14 protein-coding genes, 3 tRNA genes and 3 rRNA genes are annotated in these 20949 nt (G+C 47.2%); 14 read left to right on the forward strand and 6 right to left on the reverse strand.

Annotated features, from left to right (window positions below; all coding sequences use genetic code 11):
* The first annotated feature begins 9 nt into the window (after nt 1–9).
* Complete coding sequence (locus FR741_RS00460; protein WP_047010220.1) at nt 10–315, forward strand: DUF3630 family protein; 306 nt, start codon at nt 10–12, stop codon at nt 313–315.
* 282 nt (nt 316–597) lie between these two features.
* The gene (locus FR741_RS00465; protein WP_005397008.1) at nt 598–1266 is read left to right on the forward strand and encodes a 7-cyano-7-deazaguanine/7-aminomethyl-7-deazaguanine transporter; all 669 of its coding nucleotides are present in this window, start codon (nt 598–600) and stop codon (nt 1264–1266) included.
* A gap of 180 nt (nt 1267–1446) precedes the next feature.
* Here FR741_RS00465 and gppA read toward each other — a convergent pair whose 3' ends face one another.
* Both gppA and rhlB read right to left on the reverse strand, forming a co-directional pair.
* Nucleotides 1447–2940: a guanosine-5'-triphosphate,3'-diphosphate diphosphatase gene (gene gppA / locus FR741_RS00470; RefSeq protein ID WP_167426131.1), complete on the reverse strand. Its 1494-nt coding sequence runs from the start codon at nt 2938–2940 to the stop codon at nt 1447–1449.
* A 19-nt stretch (nt 2941–2959) separates the two neighbouring features.
* Entirely contained in the window at nt 2960–4279 is a 1320-nt protein-coding gene (rhlB, locus tag FR741_RS00475; RefSeq protein WP_005397003.1) for an ATP-dependent RNA helicase RhlB, read from the reverse strand.
* 111 nt (nt 4280–4390) lie between these two features.
* Here rhlB and trxA point away from each other — a divergent pair, with 111 nt between their 5' ends.
* The 12 genes from trxA (at nt 4391) to FR741_RS00535 (ending at nt 16020) form a co-directional block, all read left to right on the forward strand.
* Nucleotides 4391–4717 carry a thioredoxin TrxA gene (gene trxA / locus FR741_RS00480; protein WP_004745500.1) on the forward strand — a complete coding sequence of 109 codons (327 nt, stop codon included), beginning with the start codon at nt 4391–4393 and terminating at the stop codon, nt 4715–4717.
* A gap of 196 nt (nt 4718–4913) precedes the next feature.
* A complete protein-coding gene (rho, locus tag FR741_RS00485; protein ID WP_005378757.1) occupies nt 4914–6173 on the forward strand; it encodes a transcription termination factor Rho in 1260 nt (419 codons plus the stop codon).
* Nucleotides 6174–6277: 104 nt separating this feature from the next.
* The gene (locus tag FR741_RS00490; RefSeq protein ID WP_167426132.1) at nt 6278–7270 is read left to right on the forward strand and encodes a hypothetical protein; all 993 of its coding nucleotides are present in this window, start codon (nt 6278–6280) and stop codon (nt 7268–7270) included.
* A 92-nt stretch (nt 7271–7362) separates the two neighbouring features.
* The gene (gene ubiD / locus FR741_RS00495) at nt 7363–9216 is read left to right on the forward strand and encodes a 4-hydroxy-3-polyprenylbenzoate decarboxylase (RefSeq protein ID WP_167426133.1); all 1854 of its coding nucleotides are present in this window, start codon (nt 7363–7365) and stop codon (nt 9214–9216) included.
* Nucleotides 9213–9482 carry a 2Fe-2S iron-sulfur cluster-binding protein gene (locus FR741_RS00500; protein ID WP_012841284.1) on the forward strand — a complete coding sequence of 90 codons (270 nt, stop codon included), beginning with the start codon at nt 9213–9215 and terminating at the stop codon, nt 9480–9482. Before ubiD ends, FR741_RS00500 begins: the two co-directional genes overlap by 4 nt.
* 14 nt (nt 9483–9496) lie before the next feature.
* Nucleotides 9497–10210, forward strand: coding sequence for an NAD(P)H-flavin reductase (gene fre, locus FR741_RS00505; RefSeq protein ID WP_074190854.1), 714 nt, complete (start codon nt 9497–9499; stop codon nt 10208–10210).
* Nucleotides 10211–10681: 471 nt separating this feature from the next.
* Nucleotides 10682–12234, forward strand: a 16S ribosomal RNA gene (locus FR741_RS00510).
* A gap of 66 nt (nt 12235–12300) precedes the next feature.
* Nucleotides 12301–12377, forward strand: a tRNA-Ile gene (locus FR741_RS00515).
* A 42-nt stretch (nt 12378–12419) separates the two neighbouring features.
* Nucleotides 12420–12495 (forward strand) — tRNA-Ala (locus FR741_RS00520).
* 264 nt (nt 12496–12759) lie between these two features.
* Nucleotides 12760–15649: ribosomal RNA gene (locus tag FR741_RS00525) — 23S ribosomal RNA — on the forward strand.
* 93 nt (nt 15650–15742) lie between these two features.
* Nucleotides 15743–15859: ribosomal RNA gene (gene rrf, locus FR741_RS00530) — 5S ribosomal RNA — on the forward strand.
* Together the 16S, 23S and 5S rRNA genes with 3 tRNA genes alongside form the textbook arrangement of a ribosomal RNA operon.
* 70 nt (nt 15860–15929) lie before the next feature.
* Nucleotides 15930–16020, forward strand: a tRNA-Ser gene (locus FR741_RS00535).
* Between the two features lie 769 nt (nt 16021–16789).
* On the opposite strand, the gene FR741_RS00540 is transcribed toward FR741_RS00535, so the two are convergent.
* The 4 genes from FR741_RS00540 to hemC are packed head-to-tail and all read right to left on the reverse strand — an operon-like array spanning nt 16790 to nt 20869.
* Nucleotides 16790–17971: a heme biosynthesis protein HemY gene (locus FR741_RS00540; protein ID WP_005393852.1), complete on the reverse strand. Its 1182-nt coding sequence runs from the start codon at nt 17969–17971 to the stop codon at nt 16790–16792.
* Complete coding sequence (locus FR741_RS00545; RefSeq protein WP_134648313.1) at nt 17971–19182, reverse strand: uroporphyrinogen-III C-methyltransferase; 1212 nt, start codon at nt 19180–19182, stop codon at nt 17971–17973. Before FR741_RS00545 ends, FR741_RS00540 begins: the two co-directional genes overlap by 1 nt.
* 17 nt (nt 19183–19199) lie before the next feature.
* On the reverse strand, nt 19200–19928 hold the full coding sequence (locus FR741_RS00550) for a uroporphyrinogen-III synthase (RefSeq protein WP_046874396.1): 729 nt from the start codon (nt 19926–19928) through the stop codon (nt 19200–19202).
* Nucleotides 19929–19930: 2 nt separating this feature from the next.
* Entirely contained in the window at nt 19931–20869 is a 939-nt protein-coding gene (hemC, locus tag FR741_RS00555; RefSeq protein ID WP_005393847.1) for a hydroxymethylbilane synthase, read from the reverse strand.
* Nucleotides 20870–20949: the final 80 nt, after the last annotated feature.

A 20949-nucleotide genomic window follows, 5' to 3' on the forward strand; every position in this document is an offset into this window, starting at 1 on the left:
GGAATCCATATGCACAAGGAATTTGGTCTCGCTGATTACATTGTTGAAGAAGGGCGTCTTATTATTACCGCTCCAAGCTTCGACCTCGATACTTTTCCGGCATTGGGTGAGCGTTTGGTGAAATTATTATCTGCGTCTGTGGTAGAAAAACAGTGGGATGCGGATATTCACTCTTGGTTGATCGATTTTGAAGGCTGCCGCTTGTTTATGAAAGCGGAGCACTACAGCGAAGCGATTTGGTTTGAAGCGCTAACAATAGAAGAGAGTAGGGAAGAGCTCGACTATTTAGCCGGATTGTTCCAACGCGGCTTCTAAATTCAAGTTATCTATTCTTTAAAGGGTGTTTCACATGAAACACCCTTTCTTATTTTTGCATCAAAGCCCTTGGTTTTGACGTGATGTTCGCGAAGAAACGTTTGCGTATAAAACACCGCTTGTGAGTAAAATAGGTTAATGTATAATCGCCCACCGCTTTACTCTGAATGAGTTAAGCTAGTTTAATCGTCATTTTTTACATTGTTGGTAAGAGTGCTTTTCTCTGTAGAAAACGCTCGATTTGGGTTCCCTCGCCCCCAAACCAAACTAAAAAGGTATCGCATGAGTAACTTTACCCCTGCGCAGCAGCGCAACGCCCTTATCTATCTGGTTTTATTTCATCTAGTCATTATTGCATCCAGCAATTACCTAGTTCAGCTACCGTTTACTATCTTTGGCTTACATACCACCTGGGGTGCATTCACCTTCCCATTTATTTTCCTTGCGACGGATTTAACCGTACGTATTTTCGGTGCTCAGTTGGCGCGTAAGATCATTTTCTTAGTAATGTTGCCTGCTTTGGCTGTCTCTTACTTCTTATCGGTGGTGTTCTTCGAGGGGCAGTTCCAAGGTTTTGGTCACTTAGGGGAATTTAACTTATTCGTTGCTCGTATCGCGATTGCTAGCTTCATGGCGTATCTACTTGGTCAGATTATGGATGTGCACGTGTTCAACCGCCTACGCCAAATGAAACAGTGGTGGGTGGCCCCAACGTGTTCAACTCTTTTTGGTAATGCACTGGATACCATCGCCTTCTTCGCGATTGCGTTCTACCAAAGTCCAGATCCATTTATGGCGGAACATTGGACGGAAATCGCGCTGGTGGACTACGGCTTTAAGTTAGTGATTAGTCTTGGTCTGTTTGTGCCTATGTACGGCGTACTACTGAATTACTTAATTAAGAAGCTAACGGCAGTGAACCCTAACTTTAAAGTTACGACGACGGCATAGTTTTCATCAGTTAATAGCAACAAAGCCGCTTTTGATAGCGGCTTTGTTGTTTCTAAAGCGAATGTACAGCGAAATGAGTATTTAGATCATCGGTGTCTCAAAACTCTATGAGTTGTACATAGGATAATAACGGGTATTAAAAAGGCTCCAGAAGGAGCCTTTGTCATGGGATAACAACCATTAATCAGAGGTAATCGTTAATGGCCAACCGATATCAGTTTGACGGTTGGATTCGATTTCTAGCTCAGCGGCGGTCAACGGGTTGGCCGCTAGCCACTGTGCATCAATGTTTAATGTTAGGTTGTCACCTTCAGCCGTTAATACGACGTTTGGCTCTAAGTTTTGGTTGCGACGGTGAGTCAACAACACCGCTAAGCGCAACAACCGCAGTACGCGCTTGGCACTTGAGCCTGATAACGCATGTTGCTCAGGCAGTGAGGTGAGTTGTTCTCGATAACGACGGGCAATCTCACCAAGAAAGAACTTCTGCGCGCGAGTGTAGCCAGGTAAATCCAGATTCTGGAGTAAGTAAGCACTGTGCTCACCGCCTTTTTTGAAATCGATCGTTAAGCCGATTTCATGCAGCTTTGCGGCGGTTTCAAGCAATATCTTGCCTTGAGGTTCCGTAATCCACTCATCGCCGCCGGCTTGCTCCAACAGTTTGCTTGCCAGTGTCGCAACTTGTTCACCGTATTGGTGATCGAGCTGATAACGATTTTGTACGCTGGCAATTGTGCGAGCACGGATGTCTTCTTGACGTAGCTCTTCAACCATCTCGTAGACTAAGCCTTCACGTAGTGCGCCGCCCGCGAGTGTCATCGCGTCGATTTCCAGTAATTCAAAAACGGCAATCAAAATAGATAAGCCACTAGGGAACACTAATGCACGCTCAAGCGTTAAGCCTTCAATGTCGAGCTCTTCTAAATGATCGGCTAACATGGCTTGCTTCTGCAGGCGTTTCAATTTGGAGTGAGTGATTACTTCGTCCATACCTTGCGCTAGCATTATCTCTTGCAATGCCTGAACGGTGCCTGATGCGCCAACGCACACATCCCAACCGATTTCTGTATAGCGCTCTAGAATTGGCTGGATTGTCTGCTTCGCGCCTTCAATTGCTGCGTCAAAGTTACGCGCATTCAACTGGCGATCTTTAAAGAAGTTTTCCAGCCAAGTCACACAACCCATTTTTAAACTGGTCAGTGCTTTGGCTTCGAAACCTTCACCGATGATGAGTTCTGTACTTGCGCCACCAATATCGACCACAAGACGGCGACCGCTGCCTCCAGAAGTGTGTGCGACACCTTTATAGATAGTGGCCGCTTCTTCTTCACCGGAGATAACGTCGATTGGTTGACCAAGAATCTGGTTCGCTTTCTCCAGAAACACATCTACATTCGTGGCGGTACGTAAAGTGGCTGTGCCTACAATACGAATGTTTTGTTTAGGAATATCCTGCAAGCGTTCCGCAAATAGACTTAAGCAGTCCCATCCTCGCTGCATAGCTTCCATACTAAGAGAATTATGTTCATCTAGGCCCGCTGCTAGACGAACCTTGCGCTTAATTTTAGCCATTGTTTGAACGCTGCCATCGATATGACGCACAACGAGCATGTGAAAACTGTTCGACCCGAGGTCGATGGCGGCGTATAGCGGCGATGATCCTGCTTGACTCATAAACGAACTCAGTTTCCTTTTACGATTGTTTTGGTGCCGATTGACGCGGTTGGCGCGGACGACGTCCTTGCGGCTTGCGGTTACCTGAACCTGAACGAGTACCGCCAGTATTCGTACGACGCTGTTGGTTGCGTGGCGCACGCATACGAATTGGCGCTGGCAGATCTTGGATCAGCGCTGACGAATCGTATTCTGAAACTGGGATAGTGTGCTCAATGTATTCTTCGATTGCAGGCAGGTTAATTGCGTACTCTTCACAAGCAAAACTGATCGAGTGACCGCTTGCACCAGCACGACCGGTACGGCCAATACGGTGAACGTAATCTTCACAGTCGTCAGGAAGGTCATAGTTGAAAACGTGCGTCACTTGAGGAATGTGCAGACCACGCGCAGCAACGTCAGTTGCAACAAGAATGTCGACATCACCTTTGGTGAATTGCTCAAGAATCTTTTCACGTTTCTTCTGCGGTACATCACCAGTAAGAAGACCGACACGGTGTCCATCGGCAGCCAGGTGACCCCAAACCGATTCACACTTGTGTTTCGTGTTCGCAAAAATGATGGCGCGATCTGGCCATTCTTCTTCAATCAAAGTTTGAAGGAGGGCCATTTTATCTTCGTTAGAAGGGTAGAAAAGTTCTTCCTGAATGCGGTGACCAGTTTTCTGTTCTGGCTCTACCACAACATGCTCAGGGGTGTTCATGTGCTCAAATGCCAGTTCTTGAACACGGTAAGAAAGCGTCGCTGAGAACAGCATGTTCAAACGCTCTTTTGGTTCAGGCATACGACGGAACAAGAAGCGAATGTCTTTAATAAAGCCAAGATCGAACATGCGGTCGGCTTCATCCAGAACAACGGCTTGAATGTTGTTAAGGTTGAATACGCGCTGTTTGTAGAAATCGATGATACGACCTGTCGTACCAATCAGAATATCGACACCATCTTGCAGCTTATTCAATTGCTTATCGTAGCTTTCACCACCGTAAGCCAAAGCGGTTTTTAGACCAGTGCTCTCAGTTAATGCTTCTGCATCATTGTAAATCTGAATAGCAAGCTCACGTGTTGGCGCCATAATGATGGCGCGTGGCTGCGTAGGTTTACGACCTTCATGCTCCGGTGTCGTCAGAAGGTGGTTGAATGTAGCAGTAAGAAACGCGAGCGTTTTACCAGTACCCGTTTGGGCCTGGCCTGCGATGTCTTGGCCGGTGAGCAGGACCGGCAACGCCAAGGCTTGGATAGGGGTACAAAATTCGAACCCTTTTTTGTCCAATCCTTCAATAACTTGGGGCTTTAAGCCCAAATCGGCGAACTTTTGCTCTGTGATATGCGTCTTTTTCATGGCTATAGAATATCAGCTAAAGCTTGCAATACGAAAGTAAATACATTCCAATAGGGCATCTAATTACTGGTTATCATCCAACCAGTTTCGAAAAACACATTGGAGTGGAAGATGAGTGATAAGATTTTGCAGCTAACTGATGACGGTTTTGAAAACGATGTAATCAACGCTGCAGGCCCGGTTCTAGTGGATTTCTGGGCAGAATGGTGTGGTCCTTGTAAAATGATCGCTCCTATTCTGGACGAAATCGCAGACGAGTACGAAGGCAAACTCACTATCGGTAAACTAAACATCGACCATAACGCAGGTACACCACCTAAGTTTGGTATTCGCGGCATTCCAACGCTACTGCTATTCAAAGACGGCAACGTAGCGGCAACGAAAGTTGGTGCTCTGTCTAAAACTCAACTAAAAGAGTTTTTGGACGCAAACTTATAATCACCAAGTGATTACAGATAAAACCGTGCAAAGTAACAACGCACGGTTTTGTTTTTCTAACTCTGGACTAGAATACTAATTAGTGCTAACTTATCGCGCGTTAATTGAACAAATTTCTCTTCTTGGTCGATCCTGAGACCAAATCCATCTTAACTAGAAAACAGATCTTATTTTGACTAAACAAGAATCCACCACCATGAACCTTACCGAACTGAAGAACAGACCTGTGTCTGACCTTGTAAAACTGGGCGAAAGCTTAGGATTAGAGAACCTAGCTCGCTTAAGAAAACAAGACATCATCTTCGCGATTTTAAAAGCGCACGCTAAAGGCGGCGAAGACATCTTTGGCGATGGGGTTCTGGAAATTCTGCAAGACGGCTTTGGTTTCCTACGCAGTGCAGATAGTTCATACCTTGCGGGTCCGGACGATATCTACGTATCACCAAGTCAGATTCGTCGCTTTAACCTACGTACTGGTGACTCTATCGCTGGTAAAATTCGTCCACCAAAAGACGGTGAACGCTACTTTGCCCTTCTAAAAGTCAATACCGTTAACGACGACAAACCAGACAACGCTCGTAACAAGATCCTATTTGAAAACCTTACCCCTCTGCATGCAAATGAACGCATGGTAATGGAGCGTGGTAACGGTTCTACAGAAGACATCACAGCACGTGTTTTAGATTTGGCATCGCCTATCGGTAAAGGTCAACGTGGTCTGATTGTTGCTCCGCCAAAAGCGGGTAAGACAATGCTTCTGCAAAATATTGCTCAAAGCATCGCATACAACCACCCAGAGTGTGAGTTGATGGTACTTCTTATCGACGAACGTCCAGAAGAAGTAACAGAGATGCAGCGTCTAGTTAAAGGTGAAGTAGTCGCGTCGACTTTCGATGAGCCAGCATCTCGTCACGTACAAGTAGCGGAAATGGTAATCGAGAAAGCGAAACGTCTTGTTGAACACAAGAAAGACGTGGTTATCCTGCTTGACTCTATCACTCGTCTCGCTCGTGCTTACAACACCGTAGTACCTTCATCAGGTAAAGTACTGACAGGTGGTGTGGATGCAAACGCACTACACCGTCCTAAGCGTTTCTTTGGTGCAGCACGTAATGTTGAAGAGGGCGGTAGCCTAACGATCATCGCAACGGCACTAGTAGATACTGGTTCTAAAATGGATGAAGTTATCTACGAAGAGTTCAAGGGTACAGGTAACATGGAACTGCACTTGAACCGTAAGATTGCTGAGAAGCGTGTATTCCCTGCGATTGACTTCAACCGTTCAGGTACACGTCGTGAAGAGCTACTGACGAAGACTGATGAACTACAGAAAATGTGGATTCTGCGTAAGATCGTTCACCCAATGGGCGAAATCGACGCGATGGAATTCCTCATTGATAAGCTAGCGATGACGAAGACCAACGATGAGTTCTTCGATGCGATGCGTCGTCAGTAATAGCTGAGTCTTGATTCTAAAAAAGCCACCGTTAACGGTGGCTTTTTTGTTGCTTTCTCCCGATGGAAGCATCAGAATGAGGAAAATGTTATCGGGAGGTTAACATGCAACAAGGAATGTTGTCGTCATTACTCCTGAGCTTGTCACTTATCACACTACCCGCGACGTTATCTGCCAAGGAAATGCAGGAGTCTGCAGTAGAACAGTGGCTTCAGGATACTCAAATACAGGCTAAAGTCTCTGAACTGCTTGATTACGTTGTCAGGGATGAAGTCGACTCGCTTAAATTTTCCCTTGATCGACTAGCTTTACCTCAACAAGAGGTCGTGCGTTTTCGGTTATTGGAAAAGCTTGAGAAGCAAGATGTGATTCTCACGCCTAGAATGGCTCTGTTTGTTGAGTCTCAGATCCGTATGACTCCTACTTATCAGGTTCTAGAGCGAGGGGACGGGTATGAGTTTAGTGTGCCTGCCTTTAACTTTCCTGCCATTGCGAGCCGCTTGATTAAGCGTTGGAAGCAAGACCAAAGTACCTTGGACTTTGTACTACAAGCTGAGCGAAAAGAGCTCGACTTAAAGCAATGGCTTACAGGGCAATCTCAACAAGCCCAGGCGCGTGAAGCACTTTTGATTCGAGAGTTGGACAGCTTATCACCGAATGCGCTTGCCGCATTAACCACTCAGTTAACCAAAGCGAATGTGACCAGTTGGCTACCATCGACAGCCGTGATCGTGAGATTAGCGCAAGTAAGTCAAGATGAGGAAGTGTACAACTTACTCTGGCGGATGAGAGCGGATTACAACAGCCAGTCCGAACTCGAGCGTTTAGCTACGGTTGGGGACGTTTTTTCAATTCAGCAATTGATGAACTCCACCGTCAATCCGTCACTCAAACCAGAAGCCATTAGTCTACTTACAAAGTCCAACCCTTTATCTCCGCAAGTGAAACAGTTTCTAGTGAGCAAAATGGCACTATCGGAAGAAGCTACCATGGTCGCTCGAGAGCTGGCGCAGCAAGGGCATCAAACCTGGTTGGAAGAGTTAGTCTCTAACAACCATCAAGTGAAGACTCGGCAGATAGAGCAAGTATTAAAGTAATCTGGCTCACATACCCACACAAAATAGGAGGATCTTAGCGTCCTCCTATTTGTTATACTGCGGACAGTTTAATCAGCCAGTCATGAAGGCCTATGAGTTTTAAGGATTTACGCGAATTTATCGACCACCTAGAACAGAAAGGTCGACTTAAACGCATTGCTCACCCTGTCGATCCCGCTTACGAAATGACAGAAATCAGTGACCGCACCTTGCGTGCTGGTGGCCCTGCGCTGTTGTTTGAGAACCCAATTGGCTACGACGTACCTGTTTTGACCAACCTATTTGGTACACCAGAGCGTGTCGCGATTGGTATGGGACGTGAAGATGTTAAAGAATTAAGAGAAGTCGGTAAGCTGCTGGCTTATTTGAAAGAACCTGAGCCACCAAAAGGCTTCAAAGACGCATTGGAAAAATTGCCAGTGTTCAAGCAAGTATTGAACATGCCAGCCAAGCGCTTAAGAAAAGCATCGTGCCAAGAGATTGTGTGGCAAGGTGATGAAGTCGACTTGGACAAAATCCCGGTAATGAGTTGCTGGGCGGAAGACGTTGCACCACTGCTTACGTGGGGCTTAACCGTGACCAAAGGTCCAAACAAGAAACGTCAGAACCTAGGTATTTACCGCCAACAGAAAATCGCCAAGAACAAAATCATAATGCGTTGGTTAGCTCATCGTGGTGGTGCGCTTGACCTACGTGATTGGATGGAAACCAATCCAGGTAAACCTTTCCCAGTTTCGGTTGCGTTTGGTGCAGACCCCGCAACCATTCTTGGCGCAGTAACGCCAGTGCCAGATACGTTATCGGAATACGCATTTGCAGGTTTACTACGTGGCAGCAAAACTGAAGTCGTGAAGTCAGTTAGTAATGATTTGGAAGTGCCAGCGAGCGCTGAAATCGTGATGGAAGGCTATATCGACCCGAACGAGTTTGCTGATGAAGGTCCTTATGGCGATCACACTGGCTACTACAACGAAAAAGAAAAGCACCACGTGTTTACCATTACGCACATTACTATGCGTAAAGACCCTATTTATCACAGCACCTACACAGGCCGTCCGCCAGATGAACCAGCTGTATTGGGTGTGGCATTAAACGAAGTGTTTGTGCCGATTCTGCAGAAACAATTCCCAGAGATTGAAGACTTCTATCTACCGCCAGAAGGTTGTTCGTACCGAATGGCAGTCGTCACCATGAAGAAGCAGTACCCAGGACATGCCAAGCGCGTAATGATGGGCGTGTGGTCTTTCTTACGTCAATTCATGTACACCAAGTTTGTTATTGTGTGCGATGAATCGGTAAACGCGCGAGATTGGAATGATGTCGTCAAAGCCATGTCAGAGCATATGGATCCTGTACGTGATACCTTGATGATAGACAACACGCCAATCGACTCGCTCGACTTTGCTTCGCCAGTGGTTGGGCTTGGCTCTAAGATGGGCTTGGATGCGACCATTAAATGGGATGCTGAACTCGCGACACGAACCAAGGTTACTGAGCGTGACAATAAAGCGATTAACGAAGCGGATCTGGATGCATTAAAACAGCAACGCCCTGAGATTGTTGACGTCTATCTTCCAGTTACAGCAAACAACCAATTTGCTGTCGTGACTATGAAGAAAGACCAAGCTGGTCAATCCCAAGAATTGATGGAATATCTATGGGGCTTCTTTGCTCAGTACACGGATAACAAATTCATCATTTTGTGCGACGATGACGTTAATGCACGAGATTGGAATGACATCATTTGGGCTGTGACAACTCGAATGGACCCAGATAGAGACACCATTCAAGTGCGTGGTAAGACTGAGTGTTCATCCAAATTAGGATTGGATGCGACCAACAAGTTCGAATCTGAAGTCACGCGCGAGTGGGGTACGCCTATCAAAAAAGATCCTAAACTTGTGGCTAAAGTCGATGAGATTTGGGACCAGTTAGGTATTCTATGAGTCATCAAGTCCACCTTCTACCAATGGACGTTACGTTTCCAGTAAAAGAAGGGGAGACGGTGTTGGAAGCTGCGCTCAACAACAATATTCGCTTCCCACACCGTTGCCAAGTTGGCGCTTGCGCCATGTGCATGTGTAAAAAGCTAACGGGCGAGGTGAATTACCACCTCGAACCGATGCTAACCGAAAAAGAGCAACAGCAAGGTTGGATATTCCCTTGCCAAGCCTATACAGAAAGTAATTTAGTGCTTACTTTTGATGAGTAAGCGAGAGGAACACCATGACCATCCAATGTAAAGTAAAGTCTATTCAGCCGTTAGCTTGTAATACTTACCAAATCCTTCTTCATCCAGAATCACCAGTACCTTTTAAAGCGGGTCAGTACCTAATGGTGGTGATGGGTGAAAAAGACAAACGTCCTTTCTCTATCGCGAGCAGCCCTTGCCGTCATGAAGGTGAACTTGAACTGCATATCGGTGCGGCGGAACACAACGCTTACGCTCAAGAAGTTGTCGAAGCAATGCAAGCGGCGCTTGAAACTGATGGTCAGATTGAAATTGATGCCCCGCATGGTGACGCTTGGGTTCAAGAAGAAAGTGAACGTCCACTATTATTAATTGCTGGTGGTACAGGTTTTAGTTACGTGCGCTCGATTCTGGATCACTGCGTCGCGCAGAATAAAACCAACCCTATCTATCTATATTGGGGTGCGCGCGATAACTGCCAACTTTATGCAAAAGAAGAACTGATCGAGATCGCCGATAAGTTTACTAACGTTCACTTTGTTCCAGTAGTAGAAGAAGCACCTGCTGATTGGCAAGGTAAGGTTGGTAACGTGCTACAAGCGGTGAGTGAAGATTTCGAAAGCTTAGAAAACTACGATATCTATATTGCAGGTCGTTTCGAAATGGCTGGAGCAGCACGTGAACAGTTCACTCAGAACAAGAAAGCGAAGAGCGAACGTATGTTCGCAGACGCGTACGCATTCATTTAAATACGACTTTTGAGGCTGAAAAAGAGGGTTTTTTACCCTCTTTTTTGCTTTTTTGATGAAATAGTCATCGAACAGTCAGTTTTTTCCATTTTTTTCCAAAAAAGGGTTGCGAACGGATCTGAGTTCCCTATAATGCGCATCCACCGACACGGCAGACGCGATAAGGCTTCAGCAGAGTCGGAGAGGTAAAATGCTTCTACGAAAATAAAATTGAAAAAGTGTTTGACACTGTCAATTAAATCGCTAGAATGCACCTCCGCTTTGAGAGAAAAGCTTCTCGCAAAGCAAGCTCTTTAACAATATAGACCTATCAATCTGTGTGGGCACTCGTTGATGATAATCCAATTAGAAACTTCGGTTTCAAATTAGGTTTCAATGAAACGAAGTGACCATTGAATCTTCGGATTCAGCACAGTCAATTCAAACATTACTTATGTAATGTTCAGTATTCATTGAGCCGAACAAAATCTTAAATTGAAGAGTTTGATCATGGCTCAGATTGAACGCTGGCGGCAGGCCTAACACATGCAAGTCGAGCGGAAACGAGTTGTCTGAACCTTCGGGGAACGATAACGGCGTCGAGCGGCGGACGGGTGAGTAATGCCTAGGAAATTGCCCTGATGTGGGGGATAACCATTGGAAACGATGGCTAATACCGCATGATGCCTACGGGCCAAAGAGGGGGACCTTCGGGCCTCTCGCGTCAGGATATGCCTAGGTGGGATTAGCTAGTTGGTGAGGTAAGGGCTCACCAAGGCGACGATCCCTAGCTGGTCTGAGAGGATGATCAGCCACACTGGAACTGAGACACGGTCCAGACTCCTACGGGAGGCAGCAGTGGGGAATATTGCACAATGGGCGCAAGCCTGATGCAGCCATGCCGCGTGTGTGAAGAAGGCCTTCGGGTTGTAAAGCACTTTCAGTCGTGAGGAAGGCGTTGTAGTTAATAGCTGCATCGTTTGACGTTAGCGACAGAAGAAGCACCGGCTAACTCCGTGCCAGCAGCCGCGGTAATACGGAGGGTGCGAGCGTTAATCGGAATTACTGGGCGTAAAGCGCATGCAGGTGGTTTGTTAAGTCAGATGTGAAAGCCCGGGGCTCAACCTCGGAATAGCATTTGAAACTGGCAGACTAGAGTACTGTAGAGGGGGGTAGAATTTCAGGTGTAGCGGTGAAATGCGTAGAGATCTGAAGGAATACCGGTGGCGAAGGCGGCCCCCTGGACAGATACTGACACTCAGATGCGAAAGCGTGGGGAGCAAACAGGATTAGATACCCTGGTAGTCCACGCCGTAAACGATGTCTACTTGGAGGTTGTGGCCTTGAGCCGTGGCTTTCGGAGCTAACGCGTTAAGTAGACCGCCTGGGGAGTACGGTCGCAAGATTAAAACTCAAATGAATTGACGGGGGCCCGCACAAGCGGTGGAGCATGTGGTTTAATTCGATGCAACGCGAAGAACCTTACCTACTCTTGACATCCAGAGAACTTTCCAGAGATGGATTGGTGCCTTCGGGAACTCTGAGACAGGTGCTGCATGGCTGTCGTCAGCTCGTGTTGTGAAATGTTGGGTTAAGTCCCGCAACGAGCGCAACCCTTATCCTTGTTTGCCAGCGAGTAATGTCGGGAACTCCAGGGAGACTGCCGGTGATAAACCGGAGGAAGGTGGGGACGACGTCAAGTCATCATGGCCCTTACGAGTAGGGCTACACACGTGCTACAATGGCGCATACAGAGGGCGGCCAACTTGCGAGAGTGAGCGAATCCCAAAAAGTGCGTCGTAGTCCGGATTGGAGTCTGCAACTCGACTCCATGAAGTCGGAATCGCTAGTAATCGTGGATCAGAATGCCACGGTGAATACGTTCCCGGGCCTTGTACACACCGCCCGTCACACCATGGGAGTGGGCTGCAAAAGAAGTAGGTAGTTTAACCTTCGGGGGGACGCTTACCACTTTGTGGTTCATGACTGGGGTGAAGTCGTAACAAGGTAGCGCTAGGGGAACCTGGCGCTGGATCACCTCCTTATACGATGATTATTGCGATGAGTGTTCACACAGATTGATACGGTTTATGAAGTAAAGAGACGATACTGGGTCTGTAGCTCAGGTGGTTAGAGCGTTCGCCTGATAAGCGAGAGGTCGGTGGTTCGAGTCCACTCAGACCCACCAATTTCCTTACTAAGGGATTGGCTACAGTATCGACACCTTGATGGGGCTATAGCTCAGCTGGGAGAGCGCCTGCCTTGCACGCAGGAGGTCTGCGGTTCGATCCCGCATAGCTCCACCATCTTTAAGTGTTCTTGAAAAAGAATCTTTAAAAATGGTTTTCATCAGAAAATCTAGCTCTTTAACAATTTGGAAAGCTGACAAAACAACAATTTATTGTTGTTTGTAAAGTTCTCAAAGTATTCCTTATGGAATACAACTAAAAACACATTCAAGTGTTCTTGGAATTTGAGTCCGGCAAAATCGATATGTCTCTCGCTCATTCAAATAATGAGAGACAACTTTGGTGATTTGAACATCAACTCGAAACTCCTTCGGGTTGTATGGTTAAGTGACTAAGCGTACACGGTGGATGCCTTGGCAGTCAGAGGCGATGAAGGACGTATTAACTTGCGATAAGCCCAGATTAGGCAGTAAAAGCCACTTGAGTCTGGGATTTCCGAATGGGGAAACCCACTTACATAAGTAAGTATCGTTATGTGAATACATAGCATAACGAGGCGAACCGGGGGAACTGAAACATCTAAGTACCCCGAGGAAAAGAAATCAACCGAGATTCCGAAAGTAGCGGCGAGCGAAATTGGACTAGCCCTTAAGCTTTATAGGCGTTAGGTGAACAAGCTGGAAAGCTTGGCGATACAGGGTGATAGCCCCGTAACTGACGACGCATATTCAGTGAAATCGAGTAGGGCGGGACACGTGATATCCTGTCTGAATATGGGGGGACCATCCTCCAAGGCTAAATACTACTGACTGACCGATAGTGAACCAGTACCGTGAGGGAAAGGCGAAAAGAACCCCTGTGAGGGGAGTGAAATAGAACCTGAAACCGTGTACGTACAAGCAGTAGGAGCAGGCTTGTCCTGTGACTGCGTACCTTTTGTATAATGGGTCAGCGACTTATATTCAGTGGCAAGGTTAACCATCTAGGGGAGCCGTAGGGAAACCGAGTCTTAACTGGGCGTTCAGTCTCTGGATATAGACCCGAAACCAGGTGATCTAGCCATGGGCAGGTTGAAGGTTGAGTAACATCAACTGGAGGACCGAACCGACTAATGTTGAAAAATTAGCGGATGACTTGTGGCTAGGGGTGAAAGGCCAATCAAACCTGGAGATAGCTGGTTCTCCCCGAAAGCTATTTAGGTAGCGCCTCGGACGAATACTACTGGGGGTAGAGCACTGTTAAGGCTAGGGGGTCATCCCGACTTACCAACCCTTTGCAAACTCCGAATACCAGTAAGTACTATCCGGGAGACACACGGCGGGTGCTAACGTCCGTCGTGGAGAGGGAAACAACCCAGACCGCCAGCTAAGGTCCCAAATTACTACTAAGTGGGAAACGATGTGGGAAGGCTCAGACAGCCAGGATGTTGGCTTAGAAGCAGCCATCATTTAAAGAAAGCGTAATAGCTCACTGGTCGAGTCGGCCTGCGCGGAAGATGTAACGGGGCTAAGTAGTAAACCGAAGCTGCGGCAATGCACTTTAGTGCATTGGGTAGGGGAGCGTTCTGTAAGCGGTTGAAGGTGTGTGGTAACGCATGCTGGACGTATCAGAAGTGCGAATGCTGACATGAGTAACGATAAAGGGGGTGAAAAACCTCCTCGCCGGAAGACCAAGGGTTCCTGTCCAACGTTAATCGGGGCAGGGTAAGTCGACCCCTAAGGCGAGGCCGAAAGGCGTAGTCGATGGGAAACGGGTTAATATTCCCGTACTTCTTACAATTGCGATGGGGGGACGGAGAAGGCTAGGTGGGCCTGGCGACGGTTGTCCAGGTTCAAGTGCGTAGGCTTAAGAGTTAGGTAAATCCGGCTCTTTTTAAGGCTGAGACACGACGTCGAGCATCTACGGATGTGAAGTCATTGATGCCATGCTTCCAGGAAAAGCCTCTAAGCTTCAGATTGTAAGGAATCGTACCCCAAACCGACACAGGTGGTCGGGTAGAGAATACCAAGGCGCTTGAGAGAACTCGGGTGAAGGAACTAGGCAAAATGGTACCGTAACTTCGGGAGAAGGTACGCTCTCGACGGTGAAGTCCCTCGCGGATGGAGCTATTGAGAGTCGCAGATACCAGGTGGCTGCAACTGTTTATTAAAAACACAGCACTGTGCAAAATCGCAAGATGACGTATACGGTGTGACGCCTGCCCGGTGCCGGAAGGTTAATTGATGGGGTTAGACTTCGGTCGAAGCTCTTGATCGAAGCCCCGGTAAACGGCGGCCGTAACTATAACGGTCCTAAGGTAGCGAAATTCCTTGTCGGGTAAGTTCCGACCTGCACGAATGGCGTAATGATGGCCACGCTGTCTCCACCCGAGACTCAGTGAAATTGAAATCGCTGTGAAGATGCAGTGTACCCGCGGCTAGACGGAAAGACCCCGTGAACCTTTACTACAGCTTGGCACTGAACATTGACCCTACATGTGTAGGATAGGTGGGAGGCTTTGAAGCGCAGTCGCTAGATTGCGTGGAGCCGTCCTTGAAATACCACCCTTGTAGTGTTGATGTTCTAACGTCGACCCCTCATCGGGGTTGCGGACAGTGCCTGGTGGGTAGTTTGACTGGGGCGGTCTCCTCCCAAAGCGTAACGGAGGAGCACGAAGGTGGGCTAATCACGGTTGGACATCGTGAGGTTAGTGCAATGGCATAAGCCCGCTTGACTGCGAGAATGACAATTCGAGCAGGTGCGAAAGCAGGTCATAGTGATCCGGTGGTTCTGAATGGAAGGGCCATCGCTCAACGGATAAAAGGTACTCCGGGGATAACAGGCTGATACCGCCCAAGAGTTCATATCGACGGCGGTGTTTGGCACCTCGATGTCGGCTCATCACATCCTGGGGCTGAAGTCGGTCCCAAGGGTATGGCTGTTCGCCATTTAAAGTGGTACGCGAGCTGGGTTTAGAACGTCGTGAGACAGTTCGGTCCCTATCTGCCGTGGGCGTTGGAGAATTGAAAGGGGCTGCTCCTAGTACGAGAGGACCGGAGTGGACGAACCTCTGGTGTTCGGGTTGTGTCGCCAGACGCATTGCCCGGTAGCTAAGTTCGGGATCGATAACCGCTGAAAGCATCTAAGCGGGAAGCGAGCCTTGAGATGAGTTCTCCCTGATACTTTAAGTATCCTAAAGGGTTGTCGTAGACTACGACGTTGATAGGCAGGGTGTGTAAGCGTTGTGAGGCGTTGAGCTAACCTGTACTAATTGCCCGTGAGGCTTAACCATACAACACCCAAGGGGTTTTGATGGACTCAATGAAAGAACATTGAATGTGTAGTAACGAGAATTAAGAAACAGCTTTCCAGATTAAAGAATTTGCTTGGCGACCATAGCGTTTTGGACCCACCTGATTTCCATGCCGAACTCAGAAGTGAAACGAAATAGCGCCGATGGTAGTGTGGGGCTTCCCCATGTGAGAGTAGGACATCGCCAGGCTTTAAATATCGTTATTTGCATAGACAAGTAACAACATCATCAGTGTACTAATCTTTTGATGACAATTTGTGGAGAGATGGCTGAGTGGTTGAAAGCACCGGTCTTGAAAACCGGCATACGTTAATAGCGTATCTAGGGTTCAAATCCCTATCTCTCCGCCACTATTCAGAAGCCTCGCTAGAAATAGCGAGGCTTTATTCGTTTCTGACGCTTGGAAATTCGTTAGGGACTGGAATCAATCCCTTAGCTGATCGTATCCCCGGACTAGGTATCCCTGCACTATGTCACTTGAGAAGCCTTGCTTTAAGCGCGTTCTCGCTATCCACGGGTTGTGCAGCGACAGAAGTTCATAACTTTATCTTCTAACGAGAGCCATCAAGTTTGAGTATTGGCATTCCTACCTCTAAGGGTGAAGTGTTTCTGTTAACAAGGGACGTGCCTTTACTCTATATTACGTGCGTTAGCGCTCTTAGTGTTACCTAATGGCTCTTCGCTATCTTGCTCTAGTTGGTACAATAAACACGGTCTAAGTATTGTATAGGACAGTCCTTCATTGAAGAGAATGGAGAGTATCGGAGCTTATGTACCTATTTTGCTTCCTACACTATTTCAAGTTATCTGCATTTTGCTAGTAGAGTTCCTTCCTAGAAACTTATATTTGGTTGTTCGCCTTGAAGAAAGTGAGCAAGCTATCTTTTAGAGGCTTTTAGAGGCTTTTAGAGGCTTTTAGAGGCTTTTAGAGGCTTTTGGTGAGCTTAATGGAGTGCTGCTGGGAACGAACTAAAGAAGCTTTGCTGGGGCCTCCTAATGAAGTTCAGGCGATTGCAGGGCATTAGCTCTAGTGGATATTGCAGGTTTGTGGAGTGTTGATAAATGACAGGCAATAAAAAAGCCGACAGTAAACTGCCGGCTTGGTTAAATGACCGCTACTTAGTCGTTCTGGACGAGCGTGAGAGCTTTACGAGAGACTTCGTGAGCGGCTTTAGTTAGATTCTGCTTCTCTAGTGTATCTGCTAGGAATGCATAATCAGAGACGTCAGAGCGAAGCTTTAAGGCGATCTCAAAGTGGTCTTGGGCTTCTTGCCACTTCTCTTGACGGAAATAGAAGTGCGCTAATGCGCTATGCGCAGCGGCGTTATCTGGCTCTTTCTTCACTACTCCCTCTAAGAAAACCACTACAGGGTGGATATCTGGCAGGTTTAGATCTGGCAGTAGTTGATAAAGCTCAGGAGCCGGTTGCTTTTTCAATGCTTCTTTTAGCACAGTAAAGGCTTCAGCATCTGCTTTCCGGGCTATCAACTCACGAGCAAAACAGGCGACTAGGTGTGTGTCTTGTTTTACTTTGCGTGCAAGGCCATTCCAATGAGAAATAAGCCCTTCGCTACCTTGCTGCTGTGCCACTTCATGGAGTAAGCCGCATTGCGCCTTTTGAATCAGCTCTGCGTGTTCTTCTTCCGTGATGAGTTTTGCTTTGGTGAGTTGTGGCAAGAGGTCAATAAGAGGTTGCCACAATTTTAGCTGCATGTACGTTGTTTTCAGCAAGTTCAATACAATCGAATTACTCGCATACTGACCTTTTAACGATTGCAAAGTATCGAAAGCAGCCTCGAACTCGTTATCGCGAATAAACTGTTTAGCACGAGTTAGCTCTACTGCGAGATGAGCATTCTCTTGCTGGCTTGCTAGCTCTAGGTAGTGATCACGTTTTGCTTTATCACCTTGACCTTGTGCAGCTTCAGACGCAACTAAGTAACAAAGTAGTGGCATGTCGTGATGATTCGCCCAACGAGTCACTTTTTTCTCGGCACCTTTCCAGTCTCCTTCTAGGAGTTTAATAATGCCTTCATTGGTGTATCGACGGGAATGGCGCATTTTGCGCACGCTGAAGTAGTTCCATGTTGTAGAACTTGCGTAAACTAGCTTTTTAATTAGGTACTCAAGTAGAAAAAGGCCTGCGAGTGCTGCGATAACGAATACGACCAATGTCGTTACGCTCATCTCGATCGTTTTCTCAGCGATGGAGATGAGTACATAGCCTTGCTGACCAGAAAATTGAGTGCCAACAAATAGTCCTGCACCTAGTACAACAAATAGGAAAATAAGACGAAACATTACTTATCCTCCATACCTGTCATCGTTGTGACTTCGCGACGTAGGCGCTCACGGATGACATCTGATAGTTGAGACTGACTTTGCAGTTTCGTTGGGTATTCCACTTGAATGTTTTGCTGGCTTAACTGGTTAACAGTTTTGTTGAACTCTTTAACGGAATTATCGTCTTGGTTGAAGAAAGCTAATGCCCATTTATCGGCCGTTTTTAGAGACGTGGTGTAAATTTCACCTTGCTCTTGGTACACCGCTTTTATTGCGGTCTCCAATTTGGCTTTGATGTTTTCTTTTAGGTAAAAGTGTTGCTCAGGAGAAAGCAGTGGAATGACGTTACCATCGCGCGTGCGGAACGTAATGAAGTTTTCTGAAAAGTCCTTCAGAGAGGTCATTAAGTTATCTTGCCAGTTTGCAATATCTTCAGACACTTCAGTGTTCTCTACGACTTCTGCTTCTGGGAGTAGTGCATTGGCGAGTGGTAGCTTGTCTACTTGCTGTTGCAGAGCAGTTAAGCGTAGTACCAATCCATCACGGTCAATCAGCGGGATAGTACGAAGTTTGGTGATATCGTTCGCCATTGCTTTACGTAGTTTGACGAGGCTAGGGTCATTCAGTGCGGCAATGCGTTGATCAGCACTTTCCATTAGTTGAGTTGCGCTTTCTACGTCATGCTCTAAGAACAGTTTACGACCTGCTAATTTGACGAGGTAATCGGCTTCAGCAAGTAGCCAGTCGTTTGGTCGGCGACCTTTCACATCGGCAACGGCAAGCTGTAAGCTTTCAATGCTCTTCTGTTGCTGTCCAAGTACCACTTCCGCTTTGTGTGTCACGGTCGTTGCTTTCTCGATGGTTTCTTCTTGTACCCGGCTGAGCTCTTGCTTCATGGAAGCTTGAGTGCTTTCTAGCTGACTTTTTAGTTGGGCGATCTGCGCTTGGTAATCGGCTTGCTGCTGATGCAGCTTGTATGCGAGGCCACCGCCAAAAATAATCGATAAGATGATAGCGACTGTGCCTAGTTTAACTCCGCGCTTACCTTGTTTTTCTTCAAATTCGACTTTGGTTGGCTCGGCTGTTTTTGGGGGCTCGGCCACTTTTGGCTGTTCTTTTTTAGGGGCCGCATCCTGCTGCGATGTGCTTTTTTCGGCTAGCGGTGCCGATGAGGTTTCTTCGGAAAGGTTTTTATCGTTATTTTTTTGGTCGTTATTTTTACTTGTCATGCCTATATCCTGTGTAGCTAGGGCTGGAGAGCCGCCAGTAATTCCTGGTTGGATGCGCTTCCCGTGCATCTCACCCGAGTGAACCCCCTTTGAAGTGCGATGTCAGCGATACGCTGACTGGGGATATACAACTCTTGTTGATTAAGCCAAGTCAATTGCTCTGACGTCAATTGGCTGCACAAATAATCCAGTTGCTCACCACTGGTGACGATGATCTGGTCAATTTGTAGGGTTTTCCATAGTGAGACACAGCTTACTGGATCGAATGGGATGAATTCTCTCTTGTAAGTCTCACTATAGTGAACTTTTGCGCCACGTCTCACCAATGCATCTTTGATCAGCTCTCTTCCACCGTTCCCACGAAGGATAAGAACCTGTTGTTGGGCCACATTATTGAGCTCTGGCAGTCGCAATAAATGTTCACTATCACTGACTTGGGGATAGTGTACTTTCTGTTGGGTACATTTGCTTAAATAGTGTGCTGTTTTTTGACCAACGGCAAGGTAAATGGCTTGTTTCGGCCATGATGTCTCGTTGCTGGCTAAGATTTGCTGTGCACATTGCACGGCATGTCGACTAACAGCGATAACAATTTGAGCTTGATGCAGGTGTTTAGAGAGGTGCGTGTCCGTGAGATCGGCGACAATGTCGATCAGAGGATGGTGATATGCGGAAATGCCGTGCCTTTCGAGCAGAGAGCAAAGCGCGTTGCCTTGCTCTCCCGGCCGAGTGACCAACACTGCCATGATTATTCGTGATCTGCGTACAGCTTAGTTAGGATTTCACGAGCGCCGTTATCCAGTAGTTCATTGGCTAACTGCACTCCTAACGTTTCGCCGTCTTTACGATGGCCACGGATTTCACCACGAACAATTTCGCTGCCATCTGGTTCGCCAACTAATGCGCGTAGCCAAATGTTATCGCCATCTAGCAGGGCATAGCTGCCGATAGGTACCTGACAGCCGCCTTCTAGCGTCAGGTTCATTGCGCGCTCACACAAAACGCGGTCTACGGTGTCTTGGTGGTTAAGTGGCTCAAGTAGCTTAAGCAGCCTTTCATCGTCAAGGCGGCACTCAATACCGACAGCACCTTGGCCTACCGCAGGTAATGATTGCTCTGGCTCGATAAAGCTACGAATGCGTTCTTCAAGCTTCAATCGTTTAAGGCCAGCCGCAGCAAGAATTATCGCATCGTATTCACCCGCATCTAGTTTACCAAGGCGAGTGCCCACATTACCGCGAAGCTCTTTAATGATGATGTCTGGACGATATTCTTTCAGTTGGCATTGACGGCGCAAACTGCAAGTACCAACCACGGCACCTTGAGGGAGTTCATCAATGTTGCTATAGGTATTGGAGACGAAAGCATCACGAGGGTCTTCACGTTCACAAATGGTCACGAGGCCAAGACCTTCCGGGAAATCGACGGGCACGTCCTTCATTGAGTGAACGGCAAGGTCTGCACGGCCTTCTAGCATTGCGACTTCAAGCTCTTTTACGAATAAGCCTTTGCCGCCAACTTTTGCTAGCGGTGTATCTAAAATCACGTCACCTTTGGTCACCATGGTTACTAACTCGACTTCCAAACCAGGGTGAGCGGCTTGAAGGGCGTCTTTGACAAAGTAAGCTTGCCATAAAGCAAGAGGGCTTTTTCGAGTTGCAATGCGAATAGGTGTGGATTGTGTCATGATCTTCTCAATGCTGTTTGGATTTGGGTTTATCCTACCATTCTCATCAAGAAATGCTTACTGTTAGTTCGTTATCTCTG

This window comes from Vibrio diabolicus, assembly GCF_011801455.1.
In the GTDB taxonomy this organism is placed as follows: Bacteria; Pseudomonadota; Gammaproteobacteria; order Enterobacterales; family Vibrionaceae; genus Vibrio; species Vibrio diabolicus.

Excerpts from the sequence above, each read along its gene's own strand:
- FR741_RS00460 (WP_047010220.1), top strand. The coding sequence starts at position 10 with ATGCACAAGGAATTTGGTCTCGCTGATTACATTGTTGAAGAAGGGCGT.
- FR741_RS00465 (WP_005397008.1), top strand. The coding sequence starts at position 598 with ATGAGTAACTTTACCCCTGCGCAGCAGCGCAACGCCCTTATCTATCTG.
- gppA (WP_167426131.1), bottom strand. The coding sequence starts at position 2,940 with ATGAGTCAAGCAGGATCATCGCCGCTATACGCCGCCATCGACCTCGGG.
- rhlB (WP_005397003.1), bottom strand. The coding sequence starts at position 4,279 with ATGAAAAAGACGCATATCACAGAGCAAAAGTTCGCCGATTTGGGCTTA.
- trxA (WP_004745500.1), top strand. The coding sequence starts at position 4,391 with ATGAGTGATAAGATTTTGCAGCTAACTGATGACGGTTTTGAAAACGAT.
- rho (WP_005378757.1), top strand. The coding sequence starts at position 4,914 with ATGAACCTTACCGAACTGAAGAACAGACCTGTGTCTGACCTTGTAAAA.
- FR741_RS00490 (WP_167426132.1), top strand. The coding sequence starts at position 6,278 with ATGCAACAAGGAATGTTGTCGTCATTACTCCTGAGCTTGTCACTTATC.
- ubiD (WP_167426133.1), top strand. The coding sequence starts at position 7,363 with ATGAGTTTTAAGGATTTACGCGAATTTATCGACCACCTAGAACAGAAA.
- FR741_RS00500 (WP_012841284.1), top strand. The coding sequence starts at position 9,213 with ATGAGTCATCAAGTCCACCTTCTACCAATGGACGTTACGTTTCCAGTA.
- fre (WP_074190854.1), top strand. The coding sequence starts at position 9,497 with ATGACCATCCAATGTAAAGTAAAGTCTATTCAGCCGTTAGCTTGTAAT.
- FR741_RS00540 (WP_005393852.1), bottom strand. The coding sequence starts at position 17,971 with ATGTTTCGTCTTATTTTCCTATTTGTTGTACTAGGTGCAGGACTATTT.
- FR741_RS00545 (WP_134648313.1), bottom strand. The coding sequence starts at position 19,182 with ATGACAAGTAAAAATAACGACCAAAAAAATAACGATAAAAACCTTTCC.
- FR741_RS00550 (WP_046874396.1), bottom strand. The coding sequence starts at position 19,928 with ATGGCAGTGTTGGTCACTCGGCCGGGAGAGCAAGGCAACGCGCTTTGC.
- hemC (WP_005393847.1), bottom strand. The coding sequence starts at position 20,869 with ATGACACAATCCACACCTATTCGCATTGCAACTCGAAAAAGCCCTCTT.